This is a genomic window from Pseudomonas sp. P4795, assembly GCF_048822895.1.
Classification (GTDB): domain Bacteria; phylum Pseudomonadota; class Gammaproteobacteria; order Pseudomonadales; family Pseudomonadaceae; genus Aquipseudomonas.
In genome coordinates, this window is the sequence record NZ_JBMFBT010000005.1 from 425,328 (window position 1) to 441,409 (window position 16,082).

General features: G+C 59.9%; 14 protein-coding genes and 1 tRNA gene. 10 read left to right on the forward strand and 5 right to left on the reverse strand.

The genetic code is table 11. From position 1 onward, the window contains the following. Positions 1-6: 6 nt before the first annotated feature. The 5 genes from hisA to ACOI8A_RS17000 form a co-directional block, all read right to left on the reverse strand. Positions 7-744: a 1-(5-phosphoribosyl)-5-[(5-phosphoribosylamino)methylideneamino]imidazole-4-carboxamide isomerase gene (gene hisA, locus ACOI8A_RS16980; RefSeq protein ID WP_115985282.1), complete on the reverse strand. Its 738-nt coding sequence runs from the start codon at positions 742-744 to the stop codon at positions 7-9. 42 nt (positions 745-786) lie between these two features. Continuing rightward, positions 787-1,044: a DUF2164 domain-containing protein gene (locus tag ACOI8A_RS16985; protein WP_030129286.1), complete on the reverse strand. Its 258-nt coding sequence runs from the start codon at positions 1,042-1,044 to the stop codon at positions 787-789. Further along, positions 1,045-1,683, reverse strand: coding sequence for an imidazole glycerol phosphate synthase subunit HisH (hisH, locus tag ACOI8A_RS16990; protein ID WP_420646828.1), 639 nt, complete (start codon positions 1,681-1,683; stop codon positions 1,045-1,047). Continuing rightward, positions 1,683-2,276, reverse strand: coding sequence for an imidazoleglycerol-phosphate dehydratase HisB (gene hisB, locus ACOI8A_RS16995; RefSeq protein WP_007897437.1), 594 nt, complete (start codon positions 2,274-2,276; stop codon positions 1,683-1,685). Before hisB ends, hisH begins: the two co-directional genes overlap by 1 nt. Positions 2,277-2,540: 264 nt before the next feature. Then, positions 2,541-4,205: an OFA family MFS transporter gene (locus ACOI8A_RS17000; protein WP_420646827.1), complete on the reverse strand. Its 1,665-nt coding sequence runs from the start codon at positions 4,203-4,205 to the stop codon at positions 2,541-2,543. 354 nt (positions 4,206-4,559) lie between these two features. On the opposite strand from ACOI8A_RS17000, the gene ACOI8A_RS17005 reads away from it, so the two are divergent. From ACOI8A_RS17005 to ACOI8A_RS17050, 10 genes are all read left to right on the forward strand, one after another. Continuing rightward, the gene (locus ACOI8A_RS17005) at positions 4,560-6,782 is read left to right on the forward strand and encodes an AsmA family protein (protein WP_420646826.1); all 2,223 of its coding nucleotides are present in this window, start codon (positions 4,560-4,562) and stop codon (positions 6,780-6,782) included. Next, complete coding sequence (gene mutY / locus ACOI8A_RS17010) at positions 6,779-7,846, forward strand: A/G-specific adenine glycosylase (RefSeq protein WP_420646825.1); 1,068 nt, start codon at positions 6,779-6,781, stop codon at positions 7,844-7,846. Before ACOI8A_RS17005 ends, mutY begins: the two co-directional genes overlap by 4 nt. Further along, the gene (locus ACOI8A_RS17015) at positions 7,843-8,115 is read left to right on the forward strand and encodes an oxidative damage protection protein (protein ID WP_420646824.1); all 273 of its coding nucleotides are present in this window, start codon (positions 7,843-7,845) and stop codon (positions 8,113-8,115) included. Before mutY ends, ACOI8A_RS17015 begins: the two co-directional genes overlap by 4 nt. Positions 8,116-8,218: 103 nt before the next feature. After that, positions 8,219-8,294: transfer RNA gene (locus tag ACOI8A_RS17020), tRNA-Phe, on the forward strand. A gap of 428 nt (positions 8,295-8,722) precedes the next feature. Then, complete coding sequence (sbnA, locus tag ACOI8A_RS17025; protein ID WP_420646823.1) at positions 8,723-9,697, forward strand: 2,3-diaminopropionate biosynthesis protein SbnA; 975 nt, start codon at positions 8,723-8,725, stop codon at positions 9,695-9,697. Between the two features lie 6 nt (positions 9,698-9,703). Next, positions 9,704-10,735, forward strand: a complete 1,032-nt coding sequence (sbnB, locus tag ACOI8A_RS17030; protein WP_420646822.1) for a 2,3-diaminopropionate biosynthesis protein SbnB — start codon at positions 9,704-9,706, stop codon at positions 10,733-10,735. Further along, entirely contained in the window at positions 10,729-12,519 is a 1,791-nt protein-coding gene (locus ACOI8A_RS17035; protein ID WP_420646821.1) for an FAD/NAD(P)-binding protein, read from the forward strand. Before sbnB ends, ACOI8A_RS17035 begins: the two co-directional genes overlap by 7 nt. Next, entirely contained in the window at positions 12,516-13,130 is a 615-nt protein-coding gene (locus ACOI8A_RS17040) for a glutathione S-transferase (RefSeq protein ID WP_420646820.1), read from the forward strand. Before ACOI8A_RS17035 ends, ACOI8A_RS17040 begins: the two co-directional genes overlap by 4 nt. A gap of 17 nt (positions 13,131-13,147) precedes the next feature. Then, positions 13,148-14,572, forward strand: coding sequence for a transporter (locus tag ACOI8A_RS17045; protein WP_420646819.1), 1,425 nt, complete (start codon positions 13,148-13,150; stop codon positions 14,570-14,572). A 28-nt stretch (positions 14,573-14,600) separates the two neighbouring features. After that, positions 14,601-16,079: a PLP-dependent aminotransferase family protein gene (locus ACOI8A_RS17050; protein ID WP_420646818.1), complete on the forward strand. Its 1,479-nt coding sequence runs from the start codon at positions 14,601-14,603 to the stop codon at positions 16,077-16,079. The last annotated feature ends 3 nt before the right edge of the window (positions 16,080-16,082 follow it).

A 16,082-nucleotide genomic window follows, 5' to 3' on the forward strand; every position in this document is an offset into this window, starting at 1 on the left:
CAGTCCTCAGCCTTGGTATGAATCGCAGAAAGCTTGCGCTTCAGCGACGTCGAGGGTGCCTTCGTAGATCGCCCGGCCGGTAATTGCGCCGATGATGCCTGGCGCACGGGCGTCGAGCAGCGACTTGATGTCACCGAGGTTGTGAATACCGCCGGAAGCGATCACCGGGATCTTTGTTGCGGCAGCCAGCGCGGCGGTGAACGGTACGTTGCAGCCCTGCATCATGCCGTCTTTGGCGATGTCGGTATAAACGATCGAGGACACGCCGTCGGCTTCGAACTGCTTGGCCAGATCGATAACCTGCACGGTGCTGATTTCAGCCCAGCCATCGGTGGCGACAAAACCGTCCTTGGCGTCGAGGCCGACGATGATCTTGCCCGGGAATGCGCGGCAGGCTTCAGCGACGAACGCCGGATCTTTCACGGCTTTGGTGCCGATGATCACGTAGCTCACGCCAGCCTTGACGTAGTGCTCGATGGTTTCCAGCGAGCGGATGCCGCCACCGATCTGGATCGGCAGGTTCGGGTAGCGCTTGGCGATGGCAGTAACCACTTCACCGTTGACCGGCTGACCTTCGAAGGCGCCGTTCAGATCGACCAGATGCAGACGACGGCAACCGCCCTCCACCCACTTGGCAGCCATGCTCACCGGGTCATCGGAGAACACTGTGGAATCTTCCATGCGGCCCTGGCGCAGACGTACGCAGGCACCGTCTTTGAGATCGATAGCGGGAATAATCAGCATCTGGCAAACCTTCAAATTTGAATGTTCAGCTTGGCTCGGAAATCAGTTTTTCTCGAGCGCCCACAGGTCGCTTTCGATGCTCTCAAACCGCTCCTTGAGGTGGGTCTGCACATCGAAAATCGCCCTGTTGTAATAGTGCGGCGCAATTTCGCGGGTAAACAGCTCAAGAATTTCGGCCGCTTCGAACGAACCCAGATTCAGTTCGAAGCGATCCTCCATGAAGCGTTTGATCTTGTGATTGGCCTCGTTCTCCTGTTCGGGAGTGAGGGTCAGGATCGGCGGCTTCTTCTTGGCAGCCATTTACCAGCGACCGTCCCACGCGGCGAAGTTCTGCAGCAATTGCAGGCCATGGGTATGGCTCTTCTCCGGGTGAAACTGCACGGCGAAACGCGAGCCTTCAGCCAGCGCCGCAGCGAAATCGACGCCGTAATGACCGCCACCCACCACCTGCCGCGCGTTGCCGGCGGCGATGTAGTAGCTGTGTACGAAGTAGAAGCGCGCCAGATCCGGAATGTTGTGCCACAGCGGGTGACTCACCGTCTGCCGCACTTCGTTCCAGCCCATGTGCGGGACTTTCAGGTGTTCGCCATCTTCGTGCAGGTCTTTGCCAAAGAACTTCACTGCGCCCGGAAACAGGCCGATGCAGTCGACGCCGTCGTTCTCTTCGCTGCTGTCGAGCAAGGCTTGCATGCCGACGCAGATGCCGAGGAACGGACGATCCTGGCTGACTTCACGCACCAGCGAATCGAAGCCCAGGCGACGGATTTCCGCCATGCAGTCGCGAATCGCGCCAACGCCGGGAAACACCACCCGGTCGGCTTCGCGAATCACATTGGCATCGCTGGTGATCAAGACCTTGCCGGCACCGACGTGCTCGAGGGCCTTGGCCACCGAGTGCAGGTTACCCATGCCGTAATCGATAACCGCGACCGTCTGCATTACAGAACGCCCTTGGTCGAGGGCATCTGGCCGGCCATGCGGTCGTCCAGTTCGACGGCCATGCGCAACGCGCGGCCGAACGCCTTGAACACGGTTTCGATCTGGTGATGAGTGTTGGTGCCACGCAGGTTGTCGATGTGCAGGCTGACCAGCGCGTGGTTGACGAAGCCCTGGAAGAATTCCTGGAACAGGTCAACGTCGAAGCCGCCCACAGTGGCGCGGGTGTAAGGCACGTGCATCTGCAGACCTGGACGACCGGAGAAGTCGATCACCACACGCGACAGCGCTTCATCGAGCGGCACGTAGGCGTGGCCGTAGCGACGAATGCCTTTCTTGTCGCCGATGGCTTTGGCGAAAGCCTGGCCGAGGGTGATACCGACGTCTTCCACAGTGTGGTGGTCGTCGATATGCAGGTCGCCCTTGCTGACAATATCCAGGTCGATCAGCCCGTGGCGGGCGATCTGGTCCAGCATGTGCTCGAGAAAAGGAACACCGATATCGAATCGGGCCTTTCCGGTGCCATCAAGGTTGATCGAGGCTTTGATCTGGGTTTCCAGAGTGTCGCGCTCGACAGACGCCATACGTTCGGCCATCACCAGCTCCGCAAATCATTGGGCGAAAAAGGCAGCCATTATAGGGGCGCGGGGCCGAAACAGAAACACGAGACGTGATATGGCAGACGGATAGAAGCCCGGCTGTCGCGGGTAGACATGTGCATACAAGCAAAAAGATCGCAGCCTTCGGCAGCTCCTACAGTCAGTGTTCACACGCCGACAGGGTAGGAGCTGCCGAAGGCTGCGATCTTTTCGGCTTGAATCAAAAGTGCCTGACACAACTCATGTCAGGCACAGCATCACTTAGTGAAACAGTACCGCGGTCTTCTGCAGGGTTACCCACACACCCCACGCCAACGGAATCCCCACCGCCAGCCACGCAGCAATCGCCAACGGCTTGCTGCCCGGCGCGGCTTTCCACTCCAGCACGGTGCTGCTGTCAGCACCCTTGTCGTGGCCCAGCGCCTGTTCGGCAGCCAGTTCGGCGTCAGTCATGAAGTACTTGTCGGCCACCGGACGTACCAGCAGGTTGCACAGGAAGCCCAACACCAGCAAGCCGGCGAGGATGTACAAAGTGATGTCGTAAGCGGCAGCGCGTTCAACGCCGATGCTCAACTGATACTCACGCAGATAGTTGACCAGCACTGGACCGAGCACACCGGCCGCAGCCCACGCGGTCAGCAGTCGACCATGAATCGCGCCGACCATTTGCGTACCGAACAGGTCCGCCAGATACGCCGGAACCGTCGCGAAACCACCGCCGTACATCGACAGGATGATGCAGAACGCCGCCACGAACAGCGCAACGTTGCCCAGATGGCCCAGATTCGGGATCAGCGCATACAGCGCAAAACCGAGGGCGAAGAACACGAAGTAAGTATTCTTGCGACCGAGGTAGTCCGAGAACGACGCCCAGAAGAACCGGCCACCGATGTTGAACAGGCTCAGCAGACCGGTGAAACCGGCAGCAATCGCAGCGATCGAAGCCAACTGCCCTGCATCCAGCTGACCAAACGGCAGATCAACCCCGATTAATTTGCCGCCAAACACTTCCTGCAACAGTGGCGAAGCCATGCCGAGGATGCCGATACCGGCCGACACGTTCAGGCACAGCACCAGCCACACCAGACGGAATTGCGGGGTTTTCCACGCCACATTCACGTGCACATGGCGATGCGTGATCATCGCGTTCGCGGCTTTCTTCGCCGGAGCGGTCCAGCCTTCAGGCTTCCAGCCAGTCGGCGGAACGCGGTAGGCCAAAGCACCACCGATCATGAACACGAAGTAGATCGCAGCCATCGCCACGAAGCTCTGCCACACGCCAACACCAGCCGGCGAAGCAAAATGGCTCATCAGTGCGGTCGCCAGTGGAGCGCCAACCATCGCGCCACCACCGAAGCCCATGATCGCCATGCCGGTGGCCATGCCGCGCTTGTCCGGGAACCACTTGATCAGGGTCGAAACCGGCGAGATATAACCCAGACCGAGACCGATACCGCCGATCACGCCCGAGCCGATCCACATCAGCCAGATCTGGTGGGTATAAATACCCAGTGCCGAAATCAGCAGACCGCCGCACCAGCACAGTGCTGATACAACACCGGCCTTGCGTGGCCCGGCGTGCTCAAGCCAGCCGCCCCAGATCGCTGCCGAGCAGCCGAGGAAGATGAAGAACAGGGTGTAGATCCAGCCGAGCATGGAGATCGGCCAGTCGCATTGCGACGAAAACACTTGTGCGATGAAGCTCATGTCCGGTGCGCAAGCCTGCGGAGCGGTCACGCCCAGCGCCTTGGACAGCGGCAACCAGAACACCGAGAAGCCGTAGGCCATGCCGATGCACAAGTGGATGGCCAGAGCGGCCGGTGGTACCAGCCAGCGGTTGAAACCGGGCTTGGCGATGATGCGTTCCTTGGACAGGAAGCCTGGCTGATCGGCTTTGAGGCCGTCCGCCGTGATGCTCGTGCTCATTGTGTATCCCCCAATTATTAGTATGGTTCGCCAGCCACTGCTCACCCCCGGTCTTTATGCACGCAGGCATGACCGTGTTAGTGGGTGAAGCTCCTTGAGGCGCGACCAAAAGTCGCAGAAGGGCGGACGAACCGGCGCAGGTTACCATCTGCAGGTGACAGAAAAACCAAACTGATATCACCTTTTTTGAGTCAACTGATCTCCTGCCTGCGGGGAACCACCAAGGCATGCGCTGTCGAAGCGCTGCGTGCCGCGGCTCGGCAGGTTGTGACAGGACGCCTCAGCAGCCCGGGCAGATGCAGCGCTATACTCCCCGGCTAAATTATGAATTCGACTAATTACAAGGACTCGCCCATGAAAGCGTTCGGCAAAATCCTGGGTCTGGTACTTCTCGGGCTGTTGCTGATCATTGTGGCGCTGGGCTTTGCCCTGACCCACCTCTTCGATCCCAACGACTACAAAGACGAGATCCGCCAGATAGCCCGCGACAAGGCCCACATCGAGCTGACGCTCAATGGCGATATCGGCTGGAGCCTGTTCCCGTGGCTCGGCCTGGAACTGCACGAAGCCAGCGTCGCGACCCTGGCCAAGCCCGCCGAACCGTTTGCCGATCTGCAGATGCTCGGCCTGTCAGTGCGCGTGCTGCCACTGCTGCGCCGCGAAGTACAGATGAGCGACGTGCGCGTTGAAGGCCTGAACCTGCGCCTCAACCGTGACAAAAATGGCCACGGCAACTGGGAAGACATCGGCAAGGTGCCGGTGAAACCCGGAGCAACGCCGCCGGCCACTCCCGGCGAACCCGCGAGCGAGCCCACTGTAGCGGTGGAAAAACCGGCGCAACCGATTCGTCTCGACATCGACAGCCTGACCGTCAACAACGCCCGCGTTGAGTACAACGACGAGCTGACCGGCAAGCAATTCAGTGCTGAAAGCATTCAACTGAGCACCGGCCCGGTCCACGATTCGACTAACATCCCGATCAAAGCCACGGCGTTCCTCGGCACCAATCAGCCAGTTCTACGGGTGCGCACCGAACTCACTGGCGAGTTGCGCTTCGAGCGCGCCCTGCAACGCTACAAGCTGGAAGACCTGAAACTCAGCGGCGAAGTTGCCGGTGATCCGCTGCAAGGCAAAACCGTGACCTTTGCCGCGCAGGGCCAGATGCTGCTGGATAAAGCCGCGAACGTCGCCGAATGGACCGGTATCAAGCTGTCCGTTAATCAGCTGCGCGCCTTGGGTGAACTGAAAGCCAACGACCTCGACAAAAATCCGCAGATCAGTGGCGGCCTCTCCATCGCCCAGTTCGATCTGGCAAAATTCATCGACAGCATCGGCCAGAAACTGCCAGCCATGGCCGAGGGCAGCCTGAGTAAAGTCGAGCTGGTCAGCCGCGTCGCAGCCACACCGACCAGCGTGGCGTTCGACAACATCAACCTGAAACTCGACGACAGCAGCTTCGGCGGGCGCATCGCCGTCGAAGACTTCGCCAAGCAATCGCTGCGCGCGATTCTCAAGGCTGACACTTTCAACGTCGACCGCTACCTGCCGCCGAAATCCGCTCAGGCCAACAGCGCCACGCAAGTGCGTCAGGCCGAAGTCGCCAGCACCGAAGCCGACGCGCTGGCCGGAGCCGGCAGCACGCCACTGCCGGACAAACCGAGCAAAAGCGCCTGGAGCACCGAACGCCTGTTGCCGGTCGAGCGTCTGAGCAAACTCGACGTGAATGCCGACCTGAGCTTCGGCCAGTTGACCCTCGACAAACTGCCGATTCAGAACGCCGTGCTCAAGGCTAACGGCCAGGGCGGCTTGCTGACCCTGGAGAACCTGCGCGGCGAGTTGTACAACGGCGAGTTTGAATCCAAAGGCACGCTGGACGTGCGCCAGGCGGCGCCGATCCTCAACCTGCAAACGCGGATCAACCGGGTGCCGGTAGAAAAAATCCTCGAAAGCCAGGGCAAGAATCCACCGGTCAAAGGCCTGGTCAATCTCACCAGCAGCTTCACCGGTAGCGGCAACAGCCAGCAGGCGCTGATCGAGACCCTCAACGGCAACGCCAGTTTCGTGATCAACAACGGCGTGCTGCTCAACGCCAACCTTGAACAGCAACTGTGCAAAGGCATCGCCACGCTGAATCGCAAAACCCTCAGCGGCGAGCCGCGCGGTAAGGACACGCCGTTCCAGGAGCTCAAGGGCAACCTGACGTTCCGCAACGGCGTAGCGAGCAATCCGGATCTGAAAGTGCGCATTCCGGGCATGACCGTCAACGGTGACGGCGACATCGACCTGCGCGTGCTGGGCATGGATTACCGGGTCGGCATCGTCGTCGAAGGCGACAAGAGCGACATGCCGGATCCGGCCTGCCAGGTCGGCGAGAAGTACGTTGGCATCGAGTGGCCGTTGCGCTGCCGTGGCCCACTGGAACTGGGTGCCAAGGCCTGCCGTCTGGACAACGAACGCATGGGCCAGGTCGCGGCCAGACTGGCTGGCGACAAGCTCAGCGAGAAGATCGACGAGAAACTCGGCGACAAGGTCAGCCCTGAGCTGAAAAACGCATTGAAAGGGCTGTTCAAGCGATGAGAGCGGAGCAGTTTTCAACGGCGGTGCTGGAATGGTTCGACCGCCACGGCCGCCACGATTTGCCGTGGCAGCAAGGCATCAACCCGTATCGGGTGTGGGTCTCGGAAATCATGTTGCAGCAGACTCAGGTCAGCACCGTGCTGAATTACTTCGACCGCTTCATGGCCTCGCTGCCGACGGTCGAAGCGCTGGCCGAAGCGCCGGAAGATGAAGTGCTGCACCTGTGGACGGGCCTCGGTTACTACACCCGTGCGCGCAATTTGCAGAAGACCGCGAAGATTGTCGTCAGCCAGTACGGCGGCGAGTTTCCGCGTGACGTCGAAAAGCTCACCGAGCTGCCGGGCATCGGCCTGTCCACCGCTGGCGCGATTGCCAGCATCAGCATGGGCCTGCGCGCGCCGATCCTCGACGGCAACGTCAAACGCGTGCTGGCGCGCTTTACCGCGCAAGAGGGCTACCCCGGCGAGCCGAAGGTCGCCAAACAGCTATGGGCCACCGCAGAGCGCTTTACGCCGCAGGATCGAGTCAACGCCTACACCCAGGCGATGATGGATCTCGGCGCGACACTGTGCACGCGCAGCAAGCCGAGCTGCCTGCTGTGTCCGCTGGAAAAGGGCTGCGAAGCGCACATGCTTGGCCTGGAGACGCGCTACCCGATTCCCAAACCGCGCAAAGCCATCCCGCAGAAACGCACGCTGATGCCGATGCTGGCCAACGCGGACGGCGCGATTCTGCTTTATCGCCGGCCATCTACCGGACTTTGGGGCGGATTGTGGAGCCTGCCGGAACTGGATGATCTCGACGACCTGCAGCATCTGGCGGTGCAGCACTCGTTGCAAGTGCGCGAACAGCAGGCGCTGCCGACGCTGGTGCACACCTTCAGCCATTTCCAGCTGTCGATCGAACCCTGGCTGGTTCAGGTACAGGAGGCCGGCGATCACGTGGCCGAGGCCGACTGGCTCTGGTATAACCTCGCCACCCCGCCGCGCCTGGGCCTTGCTGCCCCGGTCAAAACCTTGCTCGAACGCGCGGCCACCGTTTTGAATGCAGGAGTATCGTCATGACCCGCACCGTAATGTGCCGCAAGTACAAAGAAGAGCTGCCAGGCCTAGAGCGCCCTCCATACCCGGGCGCCAAGGGTCAGGATGTTTTCGAACACGTCTCGGCCAAGGCCTGGGCCGACTGGCAGAAACACCAGACCCTGCTGATCAACGAAAAGCGTTTGAACATGATGAACGCCGAAGACCGCAAATTTCTCCAGGGTGAAATGGACAAGTACTTCTCCGGTGAGGAATACGCCCAAGCCGAAGGCTACGTGCCGCCAGCAGAATAACCCCCGGAAATCCGGGGGCGGATCGTAAGCGACGGAATTAATTTAAGAAATTTTAAAAAAGTGTTTGACGTAAATCCGAAAAACCCTTTTAATGCGCCCCGTTGCCCAGATAGCTCAGTCGGTAGAGCAGGGGATTGAAAATCCCCGTGTCGGCGGTTCGATTCCGTCTCTGGGCACCAAATACCGAAAACCCTGAATCGCAAGATTCAGGGTTTTTTTATGTCTGCGATTTAATCCCCCCTGCGCAACACCCTCCTCGTCATCCCCGCCGACCGTCTGCAATGCACTTCCCCGTCAGGTGTACTGGAAAATAGCGGAAATCTGTATCTCTCGCCGTGTAGGAAAAATCGCCAGTATTTGATCAGCCTTGGCGAGCCCGGGATGGGCTCTACTTTGTGCCGCAAAAATACTCTGCACGCTTCAACCAGGCAGAGCGCGATACCTGATTTTTTGAATAGATCGGCGTCCACCGAAAGGTCACTTCCCGTCCAGCTAAAAAATCTGAAAACAATCTGAACAGCGAACCGTGAACACTGTTTTTCAACACTCCAGGACTGATGCTGGCGAGCCATTGCGCCCGGCATAAAAGCGACGAAAGGGACGACGTATGATCAAACAGCTCATCAATGAAGATAGCTATGTGCAGATAGGGGATCTTTGCAGTGCCAAGATCCAGTTGAAAATCGAAGGATTGAATCCTGCCGGCTCCATCAAGCTCAAAACCGCACACGCGATCATCACAGACCTGGAAAGCCAGGGTTTGATTACCCAGAGAACCCGCTTGATCGAATCTTCGTCAGGCAATCTGGGGGTCGCACTGGCCATGGTCTGTGCGGCCAAGGGCTACAAGTTTGTCTGCGTGATCGATCCGAACATCTCTGCTCCGAACAAAAAGTTGATGCACGCCCTGGGCGCCGAGATGCTCATGGTCGAGCAGCGCGACGAAAACGGGGGCTATCTCAATTCGCGGATTCGTTTGATCGAGCAACTGGTCGCCGACAACTCCGACTACATCTGGCTCAATCAATACAAGAACCCGGTCAACCCCCTGGCGCACTATCAAGCCACGGCCAGATCGATTGCCCACAAGTTTGCGCATGTGGATTACCTGTTCGTCGGCGCCGGTACGACCGGCACGCTGATGGGCTGCAAGAACTACTTCGCCGAACATCATCCACACACCAAAGTCATTGCCGTCGATACCGTTGGCTCGGTCACGTTCGGCTTGCCGGGCGGGCCGCGCCATATCCCGGGACTGGGCACCAGCCGCCGCCCGGAAATATTCGAGCCTTCCGGCATTCACGACTTCTTGTCCATACCCGAAGAACAGACGATCAAAGTCTGCCGCTGGCTGGCGCAACGCTATGGGCTGCTCTTCGGCGGCTCCACCGGCACGGTCCTCGCGGGCATCCAGCAATGGGCGCCGCACATCCGTCCTGACGATGTGGTTGTGGCGATTTCACCCGACATGGGTGAGCGCTACCTCGAAACCATCTACTCCGACGAATGGGTCACCCAGCGCATCGGCGCAACGGCGTTGCAACCACTCTTCCCTGAAATCGCTCTGTTACTTTCGGCGTAATCCGCAATGACCAATCAGACTTTGATTCAACCGTTCCATGTGATTCCAGGCGCAGCCATCAAACACATTCTCGGCGGACTTCATCAAGAAGCCATCGAGATCGTTGCCCAGACTTACTTGACCCATGAACGCGGCGAAACCGTTAACCCGGACAGTTACTTCCTGCGTTTCCCGGAAGAGCCGGCGAACAGGATCATTGCGCTGCCGGCGGCAATCGTCGACAGCGAGGGCGATCAATCGGTGTCCGGGATCAAGTGGATAGCCAGTTACCCCGACAATATCAAGGCGGGTATTCCGCGTGCTTCCGCAGTCCTGATCCTCAACGATCCGCACACCGGTTATCCCTATGCGCTGCTCGAAGGCGCATTGATAAGTGCTGTCAGAACGGCGGCGTCTGCAGTGCTCGGTGCCTGGTGGATGAATGGCCAAAAGAAAAGCGCACAGACGTTGTCGATCATCGGCGGCGGGGTGATTTCCCGGAACATCCTGCAGACATTCATCGCCGACGATTGGTCGTTCGACAGTGTCGGCATTCATGACCTCAACGCCGAGTCAGCTCAGGCGCTGGCGGCATTCGGTGAACAGCTCGGGCTGCCGGATGTGCAGACAGTGTCCCTCGATGATGCGCTGTGCGCCGACATCGTGGTGTTTGCGACCAGTGCAGGCACGCCCTACGTCAACCAGCGCGGGACCTTCCACGCCGGGCAAATCGTTCTGAACATCTCACTGCGCGACATCGGCGCGGACATCATCGAACAAAGTTACAACTACTTCGATGACGTGACTCACTGTCTGAAAGCCAATACCTCGCCGCATCTGGCCGAGCAGAAGTTCGGTCATCGCGATTTCGTCACCGGCACCGTGGCTCAATTGATTCGCGGTGATGTGCGTATCGCCACGGACAAACCGTTGATCTACTCGCCATTCGGCATGGGCATCCTCGATCTGGCGCTTGGCCGGATGATTCACGACATCGCGGTCAAGGAAGGCTCGGCAGTGGAAATCCCATCGTTCTTCGGGGAGGAGCGCAGATGGTGAAGGCTGCCCTGCACATCGGCCTGGTGGGCTGCGGATCTCGCGGGCTGTCGATCTTCGAACGCCTGCTGAGCCTCAGCGAGCAACGGCCCGAGCAACCGGTCGTCATCGACATTTTTGATCCCAATGTGCTCGGCAGCGGCGCGCATTGGCCGGATCAACCCGACTACCTGTTGCTCAATACAGTCGCCGGGCAACTCGGGGTTTTTCCAGATGCCCCGGCGCTGGGAAATCTGCCGGATGCACGCGAAAGACCCGGTCCGGATTTTCTCGCGTGGTGCCACGACCAGCGCATCAAGGTCGATCCGGACAGCGGGCTGCTTGCGCTCGACGGGCGTGATGTCGAGCCGCAGGACTTCCTGCCTAGGCACTTGCTCGGTGCTTACCTGACCGATGCATTTTCACAAATCCTGGCAACGGCACCGGCCTGGGTCAGCGTGCGCCTGCACCATCAGGCCGTCACGGCTATCGAAGCCGGTGAAGGGCAGCAATATCTGCTGAAAGTGGCATCAGGTGCTGCGGTGAGCGTGGATCGGCTGATCCTGACTGTCGGCCATACCGGCCGCGTGCGTCCGTCCGATGAGACTCGCATCGACGACGTCTATCCGCTGCCCGGCAGCCTCGTCGCCATCGAGCCAGGCGAAACCATTCTGATCGAAGGACTTGGGCTGGGCGCCATGGATACCCTGGCCGCGCTGACCTCTGGCAGAGGCGGTCACTACAAGCGTATGGCCGACGCCAGCCACGTTTATCATCCTTCGGGCCATGAGCCGGTGATCCTCATTCAGTCGCGTGACGGCCTGCCATTTCGCACCCGCCCCAACGGGCTGACTGACTGTCCACGGCATCAAGCCGTGCTCCTGACAAGTTCGCGCATCCAGGCGTTGCGCGAGAATGCGCAGAATCGCCAGCTGGATTTCGAGAGCGACATTCTGCCGATCATGCTCCTTGAGATGCGCGCGGCGGCGGTTGCCGTGATGCTCGCTAAATCAGAGCCGCAGCAATACCAGAAAGTGTTGAACCGGCTCAGAAGTGTCGCCGCTGCAGGCCATGCCGGCGTCGTCGCTTGCGAGGACTTGCTGCGCGAATACGAACAGACATGCGGCGCGATAAATCCGCTGGCGCTGATCTGCCATGCGCTGCCCGAGACTGTCACCGCCCACAATTACCATTCGTGGATCTACGAAACCATCGAAGTCGATCTGCACGAGGCGCGGCTTGGGCGAGCGCAATCGGCAATCAAAGCGGCCATCGAAGTCTGGCGCGATCTGCGCGACCGCCTGCGTGAAGCGGTCGACTTTGACGGACTGACGGACGCCTCGCACCGTCAGTTCTATGGCCGCTGGCACAAGGCAATCAACCGGCTCGTCGCCGGGCCTCAAAAAGAGCGCCACGCTGATCTGCTGGCGCTGTGTGACGCCGGCCTGCTGACCTTCCTCAAGCCCGGCACCCAGCCCGCGACCGAGCATTACCGACGTGTCGCCGGATATGTCCAGGGCAGCGGCGTGACGAACAGCGACTGCGCGCCAGTGCGCGATCTCGCCCGCCTGGGCTTGATCCGCCCGAGAACCAACGACGCAGGCATCGACGGCATCGATGTGGACGCCGCGTGTCATCCCAAGTCGAGTCAGGGCGAGCCGGTAGAAAACATCTGGGTACTCGGGCCGCTCGCCGAGGGCTCTTGCTATTACAACCACTACGTCACCTCGGCGGGCGCACCCTCGCGTCTATTCATGGACGCGCACCGGGCGGCCACTGCAATCCTTCAGGCAGGGACATCGGCATGAAACTTTACTACCAGACGCATTCGCCATACGCCCGCAAAGTGCTGGTGCTGGCGCACGAACTCGGGATCGCCTCGAGCCTGGAAGTCATCCATCACGAGACCAGCCCGACGTCGCCCAACGCAACCATCTACAAGGCCAACCCGTTGGGCAAGGTGCCGGTGCTGATACTCGACGACGGCAGCGCGCTGTTTGATTCGATCGTGATTTGCGAATACCTCGACAACCTGAATGACGCGCCGAAGTTCATCCCGCCAAAAGGGCCGGCACGCTATGCAGCGCTGCAGCTTCAGGCCCTCGCGCAAGGCATGTGCGACGTTGGCATCAAATTGCGCTGGGAAGTCGAGCGCCGCCCGCAAGCCCTGCGCTATCCGGCTTACGCCGACGGCCAGGCCTACAAGCTTAAGGAGGCTTATCGCTTCATCGAGCAACACGTCGACCTCAATGGCCCGATTACCCTCGGGCACATCGCGCTGGCGACTGCACTCGACTGGATCGCCTTTCGCAAGCTTTCGGACTTTTCTGCTCAGCCACGCCTGAGCGAGTGGCATCAGACTTTTTGTGAGCGCGCTTCGATGCGGGCGACCGAATACTGCGGGCAGACTCACGATTAAGTTAAGGAAAACAGTGTATGAGTTCTCTCTTGTTGCAAATGTCACCGATCGGTCTGGTGATCGCGCTGATTCTGATCGTGCGCAGACCTCCGGTACAAGCGGCCCTGGCAGGCGTTGCGCTGGTGTTCCTGCTATGGGTGCTAGGAGCGGCGGGGCCGGTGTCCGAGGCGATCACCACGGCGATCTTTCAGGACACGACGATTCTGTTCCTCAGTACCGCTTGTGTGATCGTACCGGGGCTGGCGTTTGTCATTCTGGTCGAGCGCGGTGGTGCGCCACAGGCCATCGGCGCCTGGGTCAAGGAGCTCGGCTGGACGCCACCGGCGCAAGTCATTTTCATCGTGCTGGGCCTGGCGCCGCTGCTCGAAGCGATGACCGGATTCGGCGTCTCGCTGATCGCCACCGTGCCTTTGCTGATGGGGCTGTTCACGCGTCAGTCCGGGATGAAAATCGCCCTGGCCGGCATGGTCATCATGCCGTGGGGCACACTGGGTCTGGCCACCGTGATTGGCTCACTGCTGGCGCACATGCCGGCAGAAACACTCGGCAGCCATTCGGCAATCGTCAGCGCACCGGTATTTCTCTGCCTGGCCGCCATTGCCATGTGGCAGGCCGGCATCCGCACCATCACTCCGTGGCTCGGACTGATTGTCGTGACGGCGTTGTTCGTCGCGGTGCTGTTCTCCATCAACCTGTGGATCGGGCCTGAAGTTTCAGGTGTGCTCGCAGGCCTTGCGGTTGCATGCGTAGGCCTGGGTATCTCGTTCGCGCAGCGCAAAAAACTGGTGCGCTGGCCGAGCGCAGCATGGCCTTACCTGGCGTTGCTGGGGGTGATCGTTGCGTCGCGCGGGCTGTTCGTGCTGTCGGGTTGGGATGCGCTGTGGATCATCAAGGGTGAGCATGTTTCGTGGAAGCCACTGGCCTCCCCCGGACTCGCGCTGCTGATCGTCACGCTGCTGATGTCGATCCGACAAGCCGCGACTGCAGGCTTCCCATGGAAGTCGCTGTTCAACCGGGCCAAATTTCCGGTGACCACGATTTTCCTGTTCTTGCTGCTATCGCAGGTCATGGTCAACGCCGGATTTCTGGTCGAAGCACAGCGCACCCTGCAATCCCTGTCGGGTATTTCCCTGGCGCCGACGATCGCGTTGCTGGCGGGGATTGCCGGCTATGTCACCGGCTCCAACGTGGGCGGCAACACCCTGGTCATGCCGTCTATTGCAGCGCTGACAAGCGGGCACGGGCCTTGGCTGGCCGCAATGGTCAACAGCGCCGCCGGGCATGGAGCACTCGGATCGTTGTCAATTCTTTCGCTGATTACCGGCCTGGCAGCCGCCAACCGCAAGGAAGAGAATAATCTGATCCGGTTCGCCTTCGGACTGGTTGCCCTCAACATCGCCATAGTTGCTGCAATGGGGGTGGTTTTACTTTATTTTCTCTAAAGTATTTCCAGAAATAACAAGAGAACTTATGGACAGGTTTGATTTACCGGACAAACGTTGGCGGATAGTCAAGGACTGGGTTATCCGTCAAATCGACAGCGGTGAGTGGGCGGCGGAGTCGAAGCTGCCGTCGATCCGAACTCTGGCCCGACTGTTTGAAACCAGCATCACCACTGTTCAGCGCGCGCTGGCTGACCTGGAAGCTGATGCCTATGTTTCGACTATCCCGCGTGTCGGCTATTTCGTCTCGGCATCAGGCCAGGCCAAACCCGCCAGCGCTTTTGATTTCTCCGGTGTCACCGTCAACATCAATCACGCGGTGGTTGCGATGCTCTCTCAGGCGGCGTCACGCACCACGGCGTCATTGAGTTCCGCCGTTCTGCACAGTGACCTCACACCGCACGTGCTCTTGAACAAATGCCTTTCGGTGCTGGCTGCCAAGGCTGACAACTCGCTGACCGGGCTGGTGGCGCCTCCCGGCTTGCCGGCATTGCGACGACGAATTGCCGGGCTGATGCTGACGCGCGGCGTGGTGTGCGGGCCCGATGAAATACTGGTGACGTCAGGCGACACGATCGCACTGGAACTGGCGCTTGAAGCCGTCGCGCCGCGAGGTTCTACCGTCGCCATCGAAACACCGACCTACTACGGCATATTGCAGACCATCGAACGCCTGGGCATGCGCGCATTGCCGATTCGCACCCACGGCGAACTGGGCATGGACGTCGACCATCTCGAAGAAGCACTGAAGCTGAAAAAGGTCGCGGTGATCTTTCTCAATCCGACCCTGCAAAACCCGCGCGGCTTCATCATGCCGGAGGCAACCCGTGCACGACTTTCACGGGTTGCCCGGGAAGCTGATGTGCCGATCATCGAGGACGATATTTTCTTCGACCTGGTGCCTGAAGGAGAGCGTCCACGCGCCATCAAAAGCTACGACACCAGCGGTCAGACGATCTACTGCTCGTCATTCTCGAAAACGGTCGCACCGGGTTACCGCGTGGGCTGGTGTGTCGCCGGAAAATACCGGGATGCGATTCTTGCGCAGATGTTTTCACGCAACCTGGCGGTCTCAAGCCTTGCACAAAATGTGCTCAACGAATTCATCGGGCGCGGCTACATGGAAGAGCACTGCGCCAGACTTCGTGCGCAATTGGCCTCGCTCTCAAGTTTCGTGGAAACACTGGTGCGCACGGAATTTCCCGTCGGAACCGTTTACGTCCCTCCACGCGGTGGATTCATCCACTGGATCGAGTTGCCCATGCACACCGACATGGCCGCACTGACGCGTCTGGCGCACGAGCGCGGCTGTCATATCGCAGGAAGCGGCATCTTCTTCGCCGACGGGCACCCGACCACAGGCCTGCGCATCTGCCTGGGAACGACGTTGTCACCGGGCGTCATGCAGATCCTCGGCGTGATTGCCGAGTGCGCGCACCTCGCCGGGGGATATTCGCCCGTGCCGCGAAAACTTACTGAGCAAGCGCCAGAGTCTGCGGTCTCCTGACTG

What these genes read in the sequence shown, in the direction of transcription:
- ACOI8A_RS17000 (WP_420646827.1), bottom strand. Translation starts at nt 4,205, where the DNA reads ATGAGCACGAGCATCACGGCGGACGGCCTCAAAGCCGATCAGCCAGGC.
- ACOI8A_RS17050 (WP_420646818.1), top strand. Translation starts at nt 14,601, where the DNA reads ATGGACAGGTTTGATTTACCGGACAAACGTTGGCGGATAGTCAAGGAC.
- ACOI8A_RS17040 (WP_420646820.1), top strand. Translation starts at nt 12,516, where the DNA reads ATGAAACTTTACTACCAGACGCATTCGCCATACGCCCGCAAAGTGCTG.
- ACOI8A_RS17045 (WP_420646819.1), top strand. Translation starts at nt 13,148, where the DNA reads ATGAGTTCTCTCTTGTTGCAAATGTCACCGATCGGTCTGGTGATCGCG.
- hisB (WP_007897437.1), bottom strand. Translation starts at nt 2,276, where the DNA reads ATGGCCGAACGTATGGCGTCTGTCGAGCGCGACACTCTGGAAACCCAG.
- ACOI8A_RS16985 (WP_030129286.1), bottom strand. Translation starts at nt 1,044, where the DNA reads ATGGCTGCCAAGAAGAAGCCGCCGATCCTGACCCTCACTCCCGAACAG.
- ACOI8A_RS17015 (WP_420646824.1), top strand. Translation starts at nt 7,843, where the DNA reads ATGACCCGCACCGTAATGTGCCGCAAGTACAAAGAAGAGCTGCCAGGC.
- sbnA (WP_420646823.1), top strand. Translation starts at nt 8,723, where the DNA reads ATGATCAAACAGCTCATCAATGAAGATAGCTATGTGCAGATAGGGGAT.
- hisH (WP_420646828.1), bottom strand. Translation starts at nt 1,683, where the DNA reads ATGCAGACGGTCGCGGTTATCGATTACGGCATGGGTAACCTGCACTCG.
- ACOI8A_RS17035 (WP_420646821.1), top strand. Translation starts at nt 10,729, where the DNA reads ATGGTGAAGGCTGCCCTGCACATCGGCCTGGTGGGCTGCGGATCTCGC.
- sbnB (WP_420646822.1), top strand. Translation starts at nt 9,704, where the DNA reads ATGACCAATCAGACTTTGATTCAACCGTTCCATGTGATTCCAGGCGCA.
- mutY (WP_420646825.1), top strand. Translation starts at nt 6,779, where the DNA reads ATGAGAGCGGAGCAGTTTTCAACGGCGGTGCTGGAATGGTTCGACCGC.
- hisA (WP_115985282.1), bottom strand. Translation starts at nt 744, where the DNA reads ATGCTGATTATTCCCGCTATCGATCTCAAAGACGGTGCCTGCGTACGT.
- ACOI8A_RS17005 (WP_420646826.1), top strand. Translation starts at nt 4,560, where the DNA reads ATGAAAGCGTTCGGCAAAATCCTGGGTCTGGTACTTCTCGGGCTGTTG.